General features: G+C 42.3%; 15 protein-coding genes. 7 read left to right on the top strand and 8 right to left on the bottom strand.

The genetic code is table 11. The annotated features are described in order from the left end of the window. Positions 1-3: 3 nt before the first annotated feature. The 3 genes from NSMS1_RS16625 to NSMS1_RS16615 all read right to left on the bottom strand — a co-directional run bounded on the left by NSMS1_RS16625 (position 4) and on the right by NSMS1_RS16615 (position 6,206). Entirely contained in the window at positions 4-1,881 is a 1,878-nt protein-coding gene (locus NSMS1_RS16625) for an N-acetylmuramoyl-L-alanine amidase (RefSeq protein WP_224085696.1), read from the bottom strand. Positions 1,882-2,148: 267 nt separating this feature from the next. Next, positions 2,149-4,038 (bottom strand): N-acetylmuramoyl-L-alanine amidase, encoded by a 1,890-nt coding sequence (locus tag NSMS1_RS16620; RefSeq protein WP_224085695.1) that lies wholly within the window; start codon positions 4,036-4,038, stop codon positions 2,149-2,151. Positions 4,039-4,751: 713 nt separating this feature from the next. Further along, on the bottom strand, positions 4,752-6,206 hold the full coding sequence (locus NSMS1_RS16615) for a cation:proton antiporter (protein WP_224085694.1): 1,455 nt from the start codon (positions 6,204-6,206) through the stop codon (positions 4,752-4,754). Between the two features lie 362 nt (positions 6,207-6,568). On the opposite strand from NSMS1_RS16615, the gene NSMS1_RS16610 reads away from it, so the two are divergent. After that, positions 6,569-7,312, top strand: coding sequence for an SIMPL domain-containing protein (locus NSMS1_RS16610; protein ID WP_224085693.1), 744 nt, complete (start codon positions 6,569-6,571; stop codon positions 7,310-7,312). Positions 7,313-7,400: 88 nt separating this feature from the next. On the opposite strand, the gene NSMS1_RS16605 is transcribed toward NSMS1_RS16610, so the two are convergent. Together NSMS1_RS16605 and NSMS1_RS16600 are read right to left on the bottom strand one after the other, a co-directional pair. Next, a complete protein-coding gene (locus tag NSMS1_RS16605) occupies positions 7,401-7,550 on the bottom strand; it encodes a hypothetical protein (protein ID WP_224085496.1) in 150 nt (49 codons plus the stop codon). A 67-nt stretch (positions 7,551-7,617) separates the two neighbouring features. After that, the gene (locus tag NSMS1_RS16600) at positions 7,618-7,977 is read right to left on the bottom strand and encodes a single-stranded DNA-binding protein (RefSeq protein ID WP_067774524.1); all 360 of its coding nucleotides are present in this window, start codon (positions 7,975-7,977) and stop codon (positions 7,618-7,620) included. Positions 7,978-8,344: 367 nt separating this feature from the next. On the opposite strand from NSMS1_RS16600, the gene NSMS1_RS16595 reads away from it, so the two are divergent. The 4 genes from NSMS1_RS16595 to ribD all read left to right on the top strand — a co-directional run bounded on the left by NSMS1_RS16595 (position 8,345) and on the right by ribD (position 12,423). Beyond that, on the top strand, positions 8,345-9,352 hold the full coding sequence (locus NSMS1_RS16595) for a rod shape-determining protein (protein WP_224085691.1): 1,008 nt from the start codon (positions 8,345-8,347) through the stop codon (positions 9,350-9,352). Positions 9,353-9,642: 290 nt separating this feature from the next. Beyond that, a complete protein-coding gene (gene mreC / locus NSMS1_RS16590; RefSeq protein ID WP_224085689.1) occupies positions 9,643-10,458 on the top strand; it encodes a rod shape-determining protein MreC in 816 nt (271 codons plus the stop codon). Positions 10,459-10,469: 11 nt separating this feature from the next. Beyond that, positions 10,470-11,075, top strand: coding sequence for a rod shape-determining protein MreD (mreD, locus tag NSMS1_RS16585; protein WP_224085687.1), 606 nt, complete (start codon positions 10,470-10,472; stop codon positions 11,073-11,075). Positions 11,076-11,247: 172 nt separating this feature from the next. Continuing rightward, on the top strand, positions 11,248-12,423 hold the full coding sequence (gene ribD / locus NSMS1_RS16580) for a bifunctional diaminohydroxyphosphoribosylaminopyrimidine deaminase/5-amino-6-(5-phosphoribosylamino)uracil reductase RibD (protein WP_224085685.1): 1,176 nt from the start codon (positions 11,248-11,250) through the stop codon (positions 12,421-12,423). Positions 12,424-12,479: 56 nt separating this feature from the next. Here ribD and NSMS1_RS16575 read toward each other — a convergent pair whose 3' ends face one another. The 3 genes from NSMS1_RS16575 to NSMS1_RS16565 form a co-directional block, all read right to left on the bottom strand. Further along, positions 12,480-12,695: a hypothetical protein gene (locus NSMS1_RS16575; RefSeq protein ID WP_224085683.1), complete on the bottom strand. Its 216-nt coding sequence runs from the start codon at positions 12,693-12,695 to the stop codon at positions 12,480-12,482. Positions 12,696-13,151: 456 nt separating this feature from the next. Beyond that, entirely contained in the window at positions 13,152-13,538 is a 387-nt protein-coding gene (locus NSMS1_RS16570; RefSeq protein ID WP_224085681.1) for a 6-pyruvoyl trahydropterin synthase family protein, read from the bottom strand. Between the two features lie 400 nt (positions 13,539-13,938). After that, positions 13,939-15,132 carry an alpha/beta hydrolase gene (locus NSMS1_RS16565; RefSeq protein ID WP_224085679.1) on the bottom strand — a complete coding sequence of 398 codons (1,194 nt, stop codon included), beginning with the start codon at positions 15,130-15,132 and terminating at the stop codon, positions 13,939-13,941. A 296-nt stretch (positions 15,133-15,428) separates the two neighbouring features. Here NSMS1_RS16565 and NSMS1_RS16560 point away from each other — a divergent pair, with 296 nt between their 5' ends. Continuing rightward, on the top strand, positions 15,429-15,884 hold the full coding sequence (locus NSMS1_RS16560; protein WP_224085677.1) for a hypothetical protein: 456 nt from the start codon (positions 15,429-15,431) through the stop codon (positions 15,882-15,884). A gap of 86 nt (positions 15,885-15,970) precedes the next feature. Further along, positions 15,971-16,534, top strand: a complete 564-nt coding sequence (locus NSMS1_RS16555; protein ID WP_224085674.1) for a Uma2 family endonuclease — start codon at positions 15,971-15,973, stop codon at positions 16,532-16,534. Positions 16,535-16,634: the final 100 nt, after the last annotated feature.

Here is a 16,634-nt window from a genome sequence, read left to right as displayed (position 1 = left end):
TTACTATCTCTTTAAATATTGCAGGATACCACGAGCGATCGCATCTGCCATGCGGTTTTGGTATTCTGGTGATCCTAGTCTGGGATTATCTTCATTACCAGTCATGTAACCGGTTTCGACCAAAATTGAGGGCATCGAACTCTTCCTTAAGACATAGAACCGAGCTTTGCGTGTACCTCGGTCTTTGAGTGTGCCAATATTTTGCAGAATAGTCTTGCGGACTGTTTCCGCTAAACCATAACCACTATCGTAGTAATATACTTCCAGCCCATTCACATCAGGACGACCATCGACAGAGTTAGCATGAACGCTGACAAATAAAGTCGCGTTGGCTCGTTCGGCAATATCTACCCGTCCTTGTAACTCCACAAAAAAGTCGGCATCCCTTGTCAGGATTGTTTGCACGCCATTCTGCTCTAAAATAGAGGCTATTTTCCGACCTATAGGCAAAACCACATCTTTTTCTAGCAAACCACCCAAACCAGGTGCGCCAGAGTCTTTACCACCATGTCCAGGGTCAATAACTACTAAAAGCCTACCTCTAGGAACTGGTCTAGATATTGGTTGCGGAACATTGATCGGATTATCGATATTTGTGTCTGGTAATTGATTACGATTAGGTGATGGTAGGGGAGGTAAACCTATGGGGGGTATCAATTGCCGAGAACGTTGCAATTCCAAAGCTAAAAGCTGGTTGCTAAGTTGATTGAGTTCCCCTACTTGCACTCCGGCTGCTGGTTGGACTAAAACAACTACTGTATTATTTGCTTGGGGTTGCAGGCGCACACGCAGGATAGGGCTGTTGGCGTTAAAAACTGGGCCTGTAACTCTAGGAGATAAGTTAGCGTTATTAATAGTTATACGATATAGTCCTGAAGCTCTGTCCCAACCACCTCTAGCAGATACAGGTTGGTCAGAACGAATTAAAAGTTGTGTACCATTATCAGCCAATTCTATCGCCTGAATAATGGCTGGTGAGTTGGCATTGGTTGAGATGTTGTTAGGAGTATTGCTTTGGGATAGGTTAGCCAGATTCCTACCGGGTAAGATAATAAATCCACCTACACTACTGTTAGTGACTCGCCAGTCAGGGCTGTTTCTATCCACCTGCATGGAAATACGTACAGTTTGCGGTGACGTTTGTGTAAATTGAATACTATTTACACCGTAACGATTAACTGGTAAATCCTGCTGAATACTAGGTGATAAAGATGCGCCAGCAACATTAATATTAATTAAACGCCTATCATCTGTACGATTAACTTGAATTTGAGGTGTACCACCACGAGTGCGGACAAAAAAACCATCGCCTGTAACTCTTAAACTCTCGATTTGAGTAACAGAGGCAATATTATTAACAGGTCGTTCTGGAGTAGTTGGTGTAACAGAGTAGACATTTCTAGGTGATAAGGCAGAACCTCCATCAACACTGTCTGATGGTATTGTCGGTACTGGTTGCTGGACGATTTCAGTTTGCGATGCAACTCTTTGGAATGTTGGGGTAGGTAGCTGTACAGACCAACGACTAGGACTAATGCCTACAAATTTTATTTGTTGGGGGTCAATAGTATAACCTGGGCTGAGTTCAACGACAATGCGTGCAGTTTGTGGGTCAAACTGGCCTACACGTACAGCCCGAATTGTACCGCCAATTTGTTGTGTTGACTGGGGTTGGCCAAATGCGGTATCTGGCAAATCAATGACTAAACGTGTAGGGTTAAAAATTAGTTGCGCTTTGGGTTGTACAGCACCGGTGGTGTTAATCTCTAAGCGATTTTGATTAGCGTCAAATCGCCAAGAGTCTAGCCTCGCTGCTAAAGTTGGCGATGATAGTAATAAGATGGTTCCAACCGTACCGGATAGTAACCAGTGTAATTTCACAATTTTACTCCTGATATGCGTTCATGAGAGCTTTTAATGCTCCAAAATGTTGGTTAATCCTCACACCATCACCGTACAAACTTCAGCTTTGCGGCAATAAAATTATGCACTGGTATAAAAATAAAACTAATGGCGAAACATTCTAACATGCCCTGTTAATTTTTTCATGCCACACAGGCATGAGATTTAGGTTCACGATATAAGGATGTGGTTAGTATTCACACAAACTCTTGAGGAATAACACAGATAATCCGGCAATCAGGATGATTATCTTCTAAGATACTGGAGAATACCACGAGCGATCGCTTCTGCCATTTGTCTTTGGTAAGCTGCACTTTGTAGTTTAGAAACGTCATCTCTACCAGTCAAATATCCCGTCTCTACCAGAATAGAAGGCATGGAACTTTTTCTGAGGACGTAAAATCTAGCGCGGCGTACTCCTCTGTCTCGGACATTCACACTTTGGAGAATGTTGTTATGAACTATCCGGGCAAGACCCAAACCATTGTCATAATAGTAAGTTTCTAAACCACTGACTTCAGGACGACCTGCACCTGCGGAATTAGCATGGATACTGACAAAGACATCAGCACCAATCCTTTCCGCCATTTGAACTCGACCGGGAAGAGTGACGAAATAATCAGCATTTCGTGTTAATACTACTTGCACGCCATTTTGCTGGAGAACTTGAGCAATTTTTTCGCTGATGGGCAAGATAATATCTTTTTCCCGGACTCCACCAATACCAATTGCGCCTGAGTCTTTCCCACCGTGTCCTGGGTCAATCAATACTACTACTCTCCCTTTAGGAATTGGTCTTGTTCCTGGTTGAGGTACAGTAGGGCGGGGATTGCTTGGATCTGGTAATTGTCCTTGGATGGGGGGTAGGGGTGGTGTTGTTCCCAGACGACGGGAACCTTGTAATTCTAAAGCTAAAAGTTGGTTGCCGACTTGGTTGAGTTCCCCAATTTGTACTCCACCTGCTGGCTGGACTAGCACAATTACAGTGTTAGGTTCTTGTCTTTGCAGCCGTACCCGGAGAATAGGACTATTAGCATTCAAACGCGGCCCGGTGACTTGAGGCGATAACCTGGCGTTGGGAATAGTAATACGGAATAAACCTGTGCTTCTATCCCAACCACTGCTAGCAGATACTCTTTGGTCGGCTCTAATGAGTAATTGTGTACCGTTACTAGCCAAGTCAACGGAGTTAATTGTGGCTATGGAGTCGGTTGTAGATACTCGGTCAGGTAAAGTCGATGTGTTGCCTTCGCTGTATTCATTGTTAGGTAATCTTACTAAACGATTAGGCAGAACTACTAAACCACCAGCACTACTGTTAGATATTCGCCAGTCTGGACTATTTTTATCTACCCGCAACACCATAGTAATACCGGGTGTTCTGCCTTGTTTTTGAGTAAATTCAACTCGGTTAACACCATGTCTATTGACCGCAATATTTCGCTGAACACGAGGCGATAAATTTGTATCGTCCATATCCACAAAAATAGAAGTGCGATCAAAGCTGCGAATCACTCTTCTAACTTTGGCATCTGTGCCACTTGTCCGCACAAAAAAGCCATCGCCTGTTACTTGCAGGTTTTCAATTTGAGTGGCGGCGGTGGCGGCGCTAACTACATTATCGGAAAACTCTGGTCTGGGATTAGTTGGTAACTCTGGTCTGGGATTAGTTGGTAAATTAGTTTTACTATCCGGGTCAATAGTCACCACATTATAACTATTGTCTGGGGCAGACTGTACTTGCTCGGCGATTGGTGTAGGTAATTGTACCGTCCAACGACTAGCAGTAGTACCAATAAATTTGATTTGCTGAGGGTCGAGAGTGTAACCAGGAGCGAGTTCGACTACTATCCGGGTAGTTTGCGGATCAAATTGCCCTATACGTACAGAACGGATTCTACCGCCTATCTCTTGTCTTAACTGCGATCGCCCAAATGTAACGTTTGGCAAATCAATTACTAGACGTGTGGGGTTAAAAATCAGTTGCGCTCTGGGTTGTACAGCACCTGTAGTATTAATTTCTAAGCGGTTTTGATTAACATCAAAGCGCCAAGAATTTAACCTCGTAGCCAACGCCGGCGACGACAGTAATAAGACAGTGCCAACAGTACCAGATAGTAACCAGTGTAATTTCACAATTCTTTCTCCTGATTCGCTTTCACGAGAGTCTTCAATACCTCAACATATTGGTAAGTCGTCACCTTTTTACCAGTTTATTTTCAGCCTTGATACCCTCTTCTTGTCTGGAAATACGGTATAAAAACACAGTTTAAGAGCTTAGATTCTCAGTATTCCCTTAATTATTCCCGTACTATCAGAACACATGATTTTGCTGTGAAGCATTAAATAAAACACTGCACTACAGAGAATTTACTACATTCATTGAAGAATATTAATCAGCAATTGTTGCGTTTACTAAAGATTGAGAATTAAGATCATTTTGGATTCTAGATTTAAGTTGAAAATTTCTTTAAGAGAAAAATATTATCATTGTTTGACGGTTGAATCTAATTACAACAGTGTTTGATTTAGGGTTATGCAATAAAAAACATTCCGAATACTAAATATTGATGAGATAAAAAATAAAATCGATAATTTCCAGGGACGGAGATTGAAAGGGAGAAGTTTCCTTTGAGGGGAGTGATGAGTTCTGAGTAAAAGTTTTTAACCTTCTGCCTCCTGCCCTAAAGGTTCGGCAGTTCCCCATCTCCTTCCCTTCGGGAGGCTGCGCCAACGGAGACGCTACCGCGAACGACGGGAACTGCCTTCGCAGAGAGTCTCGAAGAGAAGACGGGGGCTGCCTCACCTCCTGTCAACTGTCAACTGTCAACTGTCAACCGCCTCCTGCCTTAACTTACATTCCCACTATCACCACCAGTAGATACAACAGATGATTGTGTTTCTAAAGCTAATGGTTTTTGTGTAGAGGCATCTAAAATTAATTGCCCTGAGTCGTTTGTACCATCGTCTGAGTCTGGAAAAACGAATTTTAACAAGGGCGGGGCTAAAAAGGTTGTGAGAATAACCATCATAATAATCGCTGCCCCTAGTGGTTTAGAGAGTGCGCCACTCGCAGCACCCACGCCAGCAAATACTAAGCCAACCTCGCCTCTAGGAATCATCCCCACACCGATCGCTAGGCGGTTAATTTGAGGTTGACCAAAGACGCTCAAGCCTGTGATTACTTTACCGAAGATAGCTACAATGATCAGGAAAGTTGCCATAATTAGACCTTCCCTATTGTCGGGTATAGTTGGGTTAAGTACACCTAAATCAGTTTTTGCACCAACGGTAACGAAGAAAATCGGTACTAGCATATCCGCGATCGGGCAGACTTGCTTTTGTAGTTCTATGCGCTTGTCTGTTTCTTCTAGAACTAAACCTGCGGCAAATGCGCCCAAGATGGCTTCTAATTGAATGGCAGCAGCCAAGTATGCCATCACAAAGGCGAAAATGAAAGCCGGGATAACTAGTCCGCCCCGTGTTTTGAGCATATCAGCGATCGCTACAAAGGCTTTATTAAAAACATTACCTAGTAAAATTGCCCCTAATAGAAAGCCACTGGCACTAATAATTAAGTAGATAACTTTGCTGACATCTACTACACCATCTTTAGCCAAGCTGGCAACTACGGCTAAAACAATAATCCCCAGAACATCGTCAATTACAGCCGCACCCAGAATTATCTGTCCTTCTTTGGAGTTAAGCTTGCCTAATTCTGACAAGACTTTAGAAGTGATACCGATACTGGTTGCAGTTAAAGCCGCGCCAGCAAAAATTGCGGGTACAGCATCAATCCCAAACAAGGTCATTAAACCAATTGTTCCGGCGGCAAAGGGTACTGCTACTCCTACTATGGCAACTACTGTAGCTTGAATACCCACTGCCATTAAGTCTTTTAAGTTTGACTCCAAACCAATTTCAAACAGCAGGATGATTACACCCAGTTCAGCTAAAACAGAAATTACCTCTGACTGGGCTGTAAATACTGCGGGTGTCGCTTCGGGTGTTAAACCCCCAGTAGTCTGGAGGAAGGTCATGATCAAAGAACTGGAACCGTCTGCACCACCTTCAGGAAATACCAACAGATGTAGGACAGATACACCTACGATTACACCACCCACTAGTTCACCTAAGACTGGTGGTAAACCCACTCGGTTACATAGCTCACCGCCAAGTTTGCCGGCAAAGTAAACTACTACTAAACTCAGTAAGACTGCGGCTAGTACCAGCGAACTGTCTGCGGCTTGGGTTGTATTAGCCAGGAGGGGGAACATGAAGTCGATCGCGTTAATAAACTGCATTTGTTACGTGCTGTTACGTGAACATTGTTCTATTACATTTTTACTCTTTTAGGGTGACTAACTCTTGTATGAAGGAAGTAAAAAGAGGGAAATTTAAACGCAGAGGAACGCGGAGGTAAGCACAAAGAGGCGCGGAGGGGAGGAGTGTGAGTTTTTTAGTTTCCAAAAATGTAACGGTTTTAACTTTTGGCTGTGATAATGCCAAAGTGGGAACATACAAATCGTATCGATAACTGCATCAGGAAATTCTTGGTATGAGGTTGGGATAAGTAGGTAAACATCAATACCCTTATGCCCCTATACTCCTGTGATAGATACGGTTTAAAAAGATTATCTGTATATATTTCTGAGGAGTGTGATTTATGGTTAGAGCCGCTTTAGCTGGTTCTGGGTTGCGTATTGGGAAGTTGTGGCCAGCTTTACCGTTAGCGTTATTGGTTTTTGTGACTTTTATGCAGCCTGGGTCAACGCAAGAAAAAGAAAGATTGTACCGAACTTTGAGTGTCAGTGGTCGTGGAGTGGAGTCAGTTCCTGCTACGTTGTCAGAAGTCAATTTAGGGGTGGAAATTCAGGGTAAAACGGCTCAGGAAGTACAGCAAGAAGTCGCACGTCGGTCATCGGCTGTGGTGGCTTTACTGAGAAGCCGTAATGTAGAGAAGTTACAAACTGCTGGGGTTCGTCTCAACCCAGTTTATAGTTACAACAATAATGTGCAACGACTTACTGGCTATGCTGCTAGTAATACGGTGAGTTTTCGTGTTGCCTCTGACAAAGCTGGAACTTTGTTAGATGAAGCTGTAAAGGCGGGTGCAACCCAAATTAACGGTATCAGTTTTGTGGCGACTGATGAAGCGATCGCATCTGCTAGGCAACAAGCTTTAAAAGAAGCTACCCAAAACGCACGACAACAAGCCGATGCTGTTTTCAGTAGCCTGGGTTTTCAAGCCAAAGAAATAGTTAGTATTCAAGTTGATGGTGCTGCGCCTCCACCACCCGTATTGTACTCTACTGCAAATACCAAGGACTCGCTAGCGGCTAGGACTACGCCTATCATCGGTGGTGAACAACAAGTTGAAGCATCGGTAACGTTGCAAATTAGTTATTAGTCATTAGTCCATAGTCCATAGTCCATAGTCCATAGTCCATAGTCCATAGTCTGAATCTTTTAGCTATTGACTGTTGACCGTACTAATTTTAGATTTTAAATTTTGGATTTTGGATTATTTTTGGTTCAAGCCCAGCCCCTGGTGGAGCCACTCTCGTGGGCGGGTTTCCCGACTTGAGAGAAGTGGCGTGGCGGAACAAATCGCGCTGCTTCGTCAATCCAAAATCTCCAAGCTGCATCCCCTTGTGGGTGCAGTCAATCCAAAATCTAAAATTGTTTGACTGTTGACTATCGACTATCGACTAATTAAAAATTCTCTGAGGAGAAGTCTCCGCCACCGTCTCTGTCTTGTTTGGAACCTAGCAGTTCTAGTTGATCTACTCTGATTACTGGTGTGGATCTGTTGGCTCCGGTTTGGCGATCGCTCCATGTGTCAAACTTTAAGGAGCCTTTAATTCCTATTAAACTACCTTTGCGGACATAATTCCCTGCTACTTCTGCTGTTTTGTCCCACAGTTCTAAGGTAAACCAGTCTGGTTCGTCGCTGTTACGGGTTCTGCGCTTCACTGCCAAAGTTAATCTACACTTGACGCTACCAGACTCAAAATATTTAATGTCTGGGTCTGTGCCTACTCGACCTACTAGGGTAACTATATTAATGCTCATTGACTTACCTTTAGTACACCAGTACTGATTGTTTTGACTTCAATCATAACTAATTGTGGACTGATTGAAAATGTGCTAAAAACTTAGCAATAAATTTATAGTATAAAAATTTGCAAAGTTACTTGACAAAATGAAAAAAATATACGGATATACTGAATGAGTCAGAGAATATCAAGGTTGTTGATGTTTGGCGATAGATAAGAATTAGAGAAAAGTCAGGAAAATATAGTCTATTTAGCTGGACTCATGGTCAAAATCATAATAAGATCCAGCACGGTTCGCATTATCAGTTGTAGTCTAGAAGTGTCACAGATAGGGGGCGTAGAGACGAGTGGGGCTGTTTAGGAACTTTCGTTCATCGTGGGATATGGGTATCGACCTCGGTACAGCAAATACCCTCGTGTATGTTTCTGGTAAAGGTATTGTACTGCAAGAACCTTCTGTAGTGGCTATCGACCAAAATGAAAAGGTAGCTTTGGCAGTTGGGGAAGAGGCTAAAAAAATGCTTGGCCGTACTCCAGGGAATGTGATTGCTCTGCGCCCTTTGCGTGATGGGGTAATCGCTGACTTTGATACGGCTGAATTAATGCTGAAAAGCTTTATTCAAAGGGTGAATGATGGTCGGTCTTTGATATTACCCCGGATTGTAATTGGGATTCCTAGTGGTGTGACTGGGGTAGAAAGACGCGCTGTCATGGATGCGGCGGCGCAAGCTGGAGCTAGGGAAGTATATTTAATTGATGAACCAGTAGCAGCTGCGATCGGTGCAGGTTTACCAGTGGCGGAACCTACTGGTAACATGATTATTGACATTGGTGGTGGAACTACTGAAGTTGCCGTGTTAAGTCTGCAAGGTACTGTGATCAGCGAATCAGTACGTATTGCTGGCGATGAATTAACCGAGTCCATCATCATGTACATGAAAAAAGTTCATAACTTAGTGATTGGAGAACGGACGGCGGAAGATATCAAAATTCGCATGGGTTCTGCCTATCCTACCCATGATGATGATGGCTTGATGATGGAAGTCCGAGGTTTACACTTGCTTTCCGGTTTACCCAGAACTGTCACTATTAAAGGCCCAGAAATTCGTGAGAGTATGATGGAACCTTTATCAGTGATTGTGGAAGCGGTGAAACGGACGCTAGAACGTACACCACCTGAATTAGCAGCCGACATTATCGATAGAGGTATCATGCTCGCTGGTGGTGGTGCTTTGCTTAAAGGTATAGATACCTTAATCAGTCACGAAACAGGCATAGTTACCCATATCGCCGCCGATCCTCTCAGCTGCGTTGTTTTGGGAACAGGTCGGGTGTTAGAGAACTTTAAGCAGCACGAAAGAGTCTTTAGCGCTCGTTCTCGAAATATGTAAGTGGAACTGAGGATGAGAACGAAAAATCAAGGGTTTGGGCAAGGATGTAGGGGTATAGCCCACAGTCTGAGTGGAGAAAACCTCCGCTCAGAACTTTGTAACAGAGGGGTAAGGGTGTAGGTGGTTAAAACTCTTACACTCTTACCCCTTTAAACCTAGCCTCAACAGACAATTTTGGTGGGTAAGCTTTAGTCAAGAGAAAAATTTTTTGATATTAGGTTCTATTTGACTATGATTTGGGTTTTATATAAATAGAATCCACTATCTCCTAAATTTGAAAATAGGTATCAATGGTTACTGTACGTCGTTGGTGGGATCGTAAAGTCTTACAAGTTGGGTTATTAGGGTTAGCAATTGGCGGTGCTTGGATGTTGCGCCAGACTCAAGGCGAGTTTTTAGCGGAAGCATACCAAGTTATTACTCGTCCTTTGCAAATGTTGCAGACGGGGCCAAGTCTGGAGGAACGTCAGGAAGAACGCCTCAAGTCAGCCCAATTTTTGGAAATGCAAACGCGCATTACCGAGTTAGAAAGCCAAAACAAAAAGCTGCAAGATTTATTAGGTTACGTTCAACAAGAACCACTAGCATCACGTCCCGTTCCAGCGCGGGTAATAGGACGCAGCGCTGACCATTGGTGGCAACAAGTAACTATTAACCGGGGTGCAAATTCCGGCATTAAGGAAGGTTACATTGTCAAAGCTGAGGGGGGATTAGTTGGTCAAGTGGACAGTGTTAGTTCTAACACTAGCCGCATATTGTTAATCAGTGACCTTAAAAGCCAAGTTGGTGTAACTATCAGCCGCACTTCAGCTAAAGGTGTGCTTCGGGGAGATTCTTCTTCAGAAGCTGTGTTGGAATTTTATGAGAAAGTGCCAAATGTGAAAGTAGGGGATTTAGTTTCTACATCGCTGTATAGCCAGAAATTCCCCGCAGGTTTGCCAGTTGGCAGAATTAAATCTTTAGATTTGAAAAAACTACCAGCATCAATAGCCAAAATTGAACTATTTCCGGCTATTAGTTCTCTAGATTGGGTGGCTGTATATCCCAAGCCGACAAACCCAGAGCCAGAACAACCAACTAACCCAGAATCAAAAAAATCTAATTAAATTTCAAAATAATGAAGCTACCTTCATTTAAAAGTAAATCAAAACAGCCGAAGCAAAAATTCAACGGTCGGCGTATACCTTTGTCACGTCGGCATCCGGCTTTAGTTCAGTTACTCGATTCGGGAGTAACGTTTGGCTCTGTTTTATTATGTTTATTTTTATTGCCTACCCGCTTACCAGGGATGGAATTATTAGGAATTGGCCCTAATTGGCTGTTAATTTGGGTTGTAGCTTGGAGTGTCAAACGCTCGGTATGGGCAGGTACTCTGGCAGGTATTATTTTAGGGTTTCTTCAGGATGCCATGACATCACCAGAACCTTCCCATGCCATCACTTTAGGTTTAGTAGGATTTGTAACTGGATTCATTCAAAAGCAGCGTTTCATTCAAGAAGACTTTATTTCTGTTGCCTTGATTGTTTTTGTCATGGCGATTTTGGCGGAAACAGTGTTTGCATCCCTACTAAATTTAGCAGGCGATCGCCCAGCCGAATACATCTGGGCATACTATCAACGTGTCACCCTTGCCTCCGCTATCCTCAGCAGTCTTTGGGCCCCTGTATTGTACTATCCCCTCAATATCTGGTGGGAGCGGATGAAAGTATTGGAGAGCCAATAGTCAACAGTCAATAGTCAAGAGTCAACAGTCAATAGTCCCAAACTCAAGATTTAGTTTTAAAACTATGGACTAATGACTATGGACTATGGACTAATGACTAAAGGATATTACTGTTTAAATATCGCTATTCGAGCAGTTAGCGTGCAAAATATTTACAGTAATTTCCGAAATTATGGATAAAGTTCCAGTGGTAGCTCAAGCAGGTGCATCCCAACCTAACAATACTCAGCAACATGAACCCTCATCGCCGGAGGTCGGAAGTGATTTTGATGTCCGCATGATGCAACGGTGCTTAGAACTGGCACGCCGTGCTTTGGGGCGGACTTCACCTAACCCGTTGGTGGGGGCGGTAGTTGTTCAGGATGGGGAAATTGTGGGGGAAGGGTTTCATCCCCGCGCTGGTGAGCCTCATGCCGAAGTTTTTGCCTTGAGGGCGGCAGGAGAACGGGCGCGTGGTGCTACGGTATATGTCAACCTTGAACCTTGTAATCATTATGGACGCACTCCTCCTTGTTCGGAAGGGTTGATTGCGGCTGGTGTGGCTAAGGTAGTGGTAGGGATGGTTGATCCGAACCCACTCGTGGCGGGTGGTGGTATTGCCAAGTTACGTGCGGCTGGGGTGGAGGTGTTGGTGGGTGTGGAGATGGAAGCTTGTCAGCAGCTAAATGAAGGTTTTGTACATCGTATCCTGCATAAGCGCCCGTTAGGTATTTTGAAATATGCCATGACTTTAGATGGCAAAATAGCGACTACTTCTGGTCATAGTGCCTGGGTGACAAATCCTTCGGCTCGTGGTGAAGTTCATCAACTACGGGCTGGATGTGATGCTGTCATTGTCGGCGGTAATACGGTACGGCGAGATAATCCTTACTTAACCAGTCACCAGGAGGGTGTACATAATCCTTTGCGGGTGGTAATGAGTCGTCAGCTCGATTTGCCAACAGATGCTCACTTGTGGGACACAACCGAGGCTCCGACTTTAGTTTTGACGCAATTAGGAGCTAATCCTGATTTTCAAAAACTGTTGCAGCAAAAGGGTGTAGAGGTATTGGAGTTACCATCGCTGACACCAGAGGTGGTGATGTCCCATTTATACGATCGCGGTTTTTGTAGCGTATTGTGGGAGTGTGGCGGTACTCTAGCTGCCAGTGCGATCGCTCAAGGCGCTGTACAAAAAATTCTCGCTTTTATTGCCCCAAAAATTATCGGTGGTAGCCATGCACCTACGCCTGTGGGTGATTTAGGTTTTGATACGATGACCGAGGCGCTACTTTTAGAACGTGTGCGTTGGCGTGTTGTGGGTTCCGATTGCTTAGTAGAAGGGTATTTGCCTGCAAAAAAACAATAAATAATAGTTCATAGCCAAAGCGCGATCGCCATTGACTATGGACTAACTTATTGTTGTTAATAGTGTCGTTCATAAGCCATATCACGTATAAGAGCTAGCCGAGATTGAATGTAATCAACCAAGTAGTCGGTTTCGGTGGGTTCTAACAACGCTTGGGTTGTCATTTGATGTACCAACCATTGCACCAAGCTAGCATCGTCCATCTGCAAGAGAGTCTTAGTTTGGGAATTTTCAACTAATGACCAAAGCTGACGCAGAATTTTAGGAGTCATCAGACCTCAATTTAATCTTGAGCTTAGTTACTTTTACATTACACAATTACAACAGCAGATCACGAAATTAACCTACAACCTGAGACAAGTATTATTAAAAGCTTTACATAGCGATTTATAACTTGATTAAGTTTAAGAATTTGCTTACTATATTAACTTCTTTACAGATTTTAACTTCTCTAAATAAACTCATCTAGTAATTAATACTTAACAACTAATTTAAGCTCTTGTGAAGATATTAAATATAAACTTTTGTTAAAAATTTTAATATTTCTAAGCTACCTATTAACCAATAAATTATTTATGTATATGAGCTTTTTAAACTGAATAAATATTATCATAATCAACAATTATATCTATTAGAAAGTAAATTAAGCAAAAATAAAAGAGTGCATTATAAGTAATTATACACCCTTGATAAAAAATATTGCTGATATTGTTGTTCAGAATTTTCTTTTAGTCTTCGTATTCTACCCAGCTATTAGGCGTTTCTGAAACATGGACTTTTAATTGTATATCTGATGGTACACGTTTCTTAGTTTCATCATAAATATACTTAGCAATCATTTCCGCAGTTGTTTCATATTCGGGAGGCATCACTTCATTTAAAATACCGTGGTCTAGACCGCCTTTTGTGACATCTTGTTTAGCCCAACGTAACGTTCTAAAGTCAGCCACCATTACAGGATGTGGACAATACTGAGAAGAATGTAGTTGTGTTGATGTTGCTTCAATACGGACTTGATAATTATGACCGTGCATCCGACCACAAGGCCCATCATAATCTTTAATGTAGTGAGCGCTATTAAATGAAAATTCTGTTACTACCTTCCATTTTGGCATTTTAATATCACCTCTTAGGCAATTTGGATATATTGTATAGTTCAGGTTAAAGAGAACAGGTTACAGGTTTAAAAGTTTCATATTATCTGTAATGGTTAATTTGTGTACTAATTTATCTGGCAAATACGACAAATGCTCTTGTCACCTGTTTATTGCAATTACTGTGTCCACATATTTACAAGTATTACTTATACATTGATTAAATAGCCAACTTAGCAATTACTATTGTTATAATTACAATGTCTTCAACATATGCTTAGGGTGTGTGAATAATCACAAAATAGAAAACTCTACCCTTAGAGAGAAGAGTTTTATTTGTATGTGATAAATTTCGCTATATGAAGCAAATTGCTGAGTGTTTTTAGCGTTATCAGGGAGTTGAGCAGCGTTCTAAGAAATTCTACTTTTCCATATCTTTCAACGCCCAAGCTAAAAAACGTTCAGTGTGATAGAGTGCTAGTTGATTGCTCGGCCCGTTGAATATATAGTCAAAAGCGTGTTCAGCCCAAGGAATTTCTAATAAAATTGCTTGATTACCTGCTGCTTGTAAAGATTGCAATAACATCCTGGGAAATTTTATGGATGTGATATGGTCACGGCTACCATGTATTAACAAAGTTGGTGGAAGTGGGCGGTTAACATAGTTAATGGGTGAAGCTTTGGTATATTGTTCTGGAACTTGGTCTGGTGTACCACCTAAAAAGGCTTCAAGTACAGACCGTACATTCAAGGGATCTGGTGTAGGTGGTTCTCGATATCCTTTAGCCAAGTTGGATGGCCCATAATAGCTAATGACTGCACGGACTGGTAAAGGATTTTGCTGATAAGCGGCTAACATGGCTAACTGTCCACCTGCGGAACGTCCGAGTAAGGCGATACGGTTAACGTCTGTTTCATACTCGGTGGCGTGTTGTTGGATGAAAGTTAAGGCACTACGCACATCATCAAGTTGTGCAGGAAATTTGTAAGCGGGTGCATAACGGTAAGTAATTGCAAAAACAGTATAGCCTTGAGTTGCCATGTAACGACTAAAATCGGCATTCGTTTCAGGACTCCCAGTTTGCCAGCCGCCTCCGTGGATGATAATAATTCCAGGGTATTTCCCTGGTTGGGGAGGACGGTAGATATTAAGATGCAAGGGTACACCATCAGGTGCAGCGAATTGAATACTTGGTGTGTAGCGTATCCCACCGATATGGATGCCTTTGAACGCATCTATTAAATTGAAAGGATATGAGCGCCCAAAATACTCTTGTTTTAAAATTGTTCTCGAATAGCTTTGCCCTAATTGCTTTTCCATTACCAACTGCATCTGCTGTTGGGCATTCGGTAGTTGCACAAATGGCAAGATACTTAAAATAATTCCCACTACGCTAATACCCAAACCCACATATTGCAGCCAGCTACCTTGCAGGTTGAATAACAATAAAACAAAAGTTGTGGTGTTTAACAATAGTAGCCACTGGCAGACTTCCGGCGCTCCCACTGCTAGAGGTAGTAAAGAATAAATAGGTGCGGGAGTTACAATCCAAATACTCAAGAATAGACTAATAGGACTCAAGAGTATTCCCAAGATGGAGAGGACTTCTTTCATGAGGGAGTGGGGGAAAATGGGGGAGATGTAGCTTGCTTCTCTAACGTTCGCGTAGCGTGTCGGAGACAGACGCTACGCGTTCGCGCAGCGTATCCGCAGGATTCACCCGCAGGGTGAGAGACAAGGGAGTGGATGTGTTAATGAACAGTGAATCTAAGCTAATAACTGTTCACTGATAACTGATTAATTGTGCGATCGCCTAATTTTATTGGATAATCTAATTTAACAACTTATGCCATCTTTAAAGCCTAAAAGTCTTTAAAGATGGCTAATTAAATATTAATAGTTCTAATTAAATGATTGCTTTTATTTTTTCTCGTCTAATTGGGCATACCTTTTTAAGCATTTTTGTTGCAGTCATCTTTGGCTCTATCATCGGTTTGGTGGTAGGGGCGATTAGACGACGTATACAAGACACAATATATGTGAGTATAGTCGGTTCTTTTTTAGGTTCTATCCTTGTGTGTATCATACCACCCATTACTACTCCAGGCTCTTTAGAAGGATGGGGAGTCGGTAGTGGGCTTGGCTCCATAGTTGTACTGTTTACTTTTTTTTTCATCGCTCTTGGCGGTATTGTTGGTAGCTTTATCACAACTACATTTGCATTTGGATGGTTTTTAAAACTAAAAACAAAGTGGTTTTTGTGGATAGTAGGTGGACTTTATATGATGATGTTAATTTCGCTTATTTATAATCATCTCATGTACTGTTCCTCATCCATATCTAGTTCTTTCTGTTATACAAAGTAACCTTGATGGCGTTAGATTGCTTACTTTGATGATTTCTCAGCATTGCTTACTTCATAATTAAGATACAAGCAAAAGTGGAGATGGTCATGACTGTACAATTGCTACGGCGAAAATTCACAGTGCAGCAATACCACAAAATGGTTGAGTCGGGTATTCTCACAGAGAATGACCGAGTGGAGTTGATCAGGGGAGAAATTATTGAAATGTCTCCAATTGGGACAAAACACGCTGCTTGTGTAAATCGATTGGTTAATTTATTAGTGCAGTTGTTAGGAAAACTGGTGATAGTTGCTGCTCAAAATCCTGTGGCTTTGAACGATAATTCAGAACCCCAGCCAGATATAGCTTTACTCAAACCCCGTGATGATTTTTATGAAAACGCACATCTCCAACCTGAAGATATTTTCTTATTAATTGAAGTTGCTGATACAACTGTTATATATGACCGAGAGGAGAAAATTCCTTTATATGCACAAGCAAATATAACTGAAGTTTGGTTAGTAGATATTAATACCCAAGTGCTGGAAGTATACCAACAACCAACAGCAGTAGGATATCAACAGATGCAGAAATTTACTAGCAGTCAAATTTTATCAATCCCTGGCTTTCCCGATGTTACTATTACCGTAGACGAAATCTTCGTTAGATAGATTCAAGTTGTATATTACAGCACATTCCTCTGTCCTCCTTAGTGTTCTCTACGTCCTCTGCGCTTTAATTTCCAGATAGATAACATCCTATAGCGCTACC

The organism is Nostoc sp. MS1 (assembly GCF_019976755.1).
Lineage (GTDB): Bacteria > Cyanobacteriota > Cyanobacteriia > Cyanobacteriales > Nostocaceae > Trichormus.
This window is presented reverse-complemented; position numbering and strand designations above follow the sequence as displayed.

Bases quoted from the DNA above. Each gene is read 5' to 3' on its own strand.
- mreD (WP_224085687.1), top strand. From the start codon at position 10,470: ATGAAGCTACCTTCATTTAAAAGTAAATCAAAACAGCCGAAGCAAAAA.
- NSMS1_RS16610 (WP_224085693.1), top strand. From the start codon at position 6,569: ATGGTTAGAGCCGCTTTAGCTGGTTCTGGGTTGCGTATTGGGAAGTTG.
- ribD (WP_224085685.1), top strand. From the start codon at position 11,248: ATGGATAAAGTTCCAGTGGTAGCTCAAGCAGGTGCATCCCAACCTAAC.
- NSMS1_RS16555 (WP_224085674.1), top strand. From the start codon at position 15,971: ATGACTGTACAATTGCTACGGCGAAAATTCACAGTGCAGCAATACCAC.
- NSMS1_RS16570 (WP_224085681.1), bottom strand. From the start codon at position 13,538: ATGCCAAAATGGAAGGTAGTAACAGAATTTTCATTTAATAGCGCTCAC.
- NSMS1_RS16565 (WP_224085679.1), bottom strand. From the start codon at position 15,132: ATGAAAGAAGTCCTCTCCATCTTGGGAATACTCTTGAGTCCTATTAGT.
- NSMS1_RS16595 (WP_224085691.1), top strand. From the start codon at position 8,345: ATGGGTATCGACCTCGGTACAGCAAATACCCTCGTGTATGTTTCTGGT.
- NSMS1_RS16575 (WP_224085683.1), bottom strand. From the start codon at position 12,695: ATGACTCCTAAAATTCTGCGTCAGCTTTGGTCATTAGTTGAAAATTCC.
- NSMS1_RS16600 (WP_067774524.1), bottom strand. From the start codon at position 7,977: ATGAGCATTAATATAGTTACCCTAGTAGGTCGAGTAGGCACAGACCCA.
- NSMS1_RS16605 (WP_224085496.1), bottom strand. From the start codon at position 7,550: ATGCAGCTTGGAGATTTTGGATTGACGAAGCAGCGCGATTTGTTCCGC.
- NSMS1_RS16560 (WP_224085677.1), top strand. From the start codon at position 15,429: ATGATTGCTTTTATTTTTTCTCGTCTAATTGGGCATACCTTTTTAAGC.
- NSMS1_RS16615 (WP_224085694.1), bottom strand. From the start codon at position 6,206: ATGCAGTTTATTAACGCGATCGACTTCATGTTCCCCCTCCTGGCTAAT.
- mreC (WP_224085689.1), top strand. From the start codon at position 9,643: ATGGTTACTGTACGTCGTTGGTGGGATCGTAAAGTCTTACAAGTTGGG.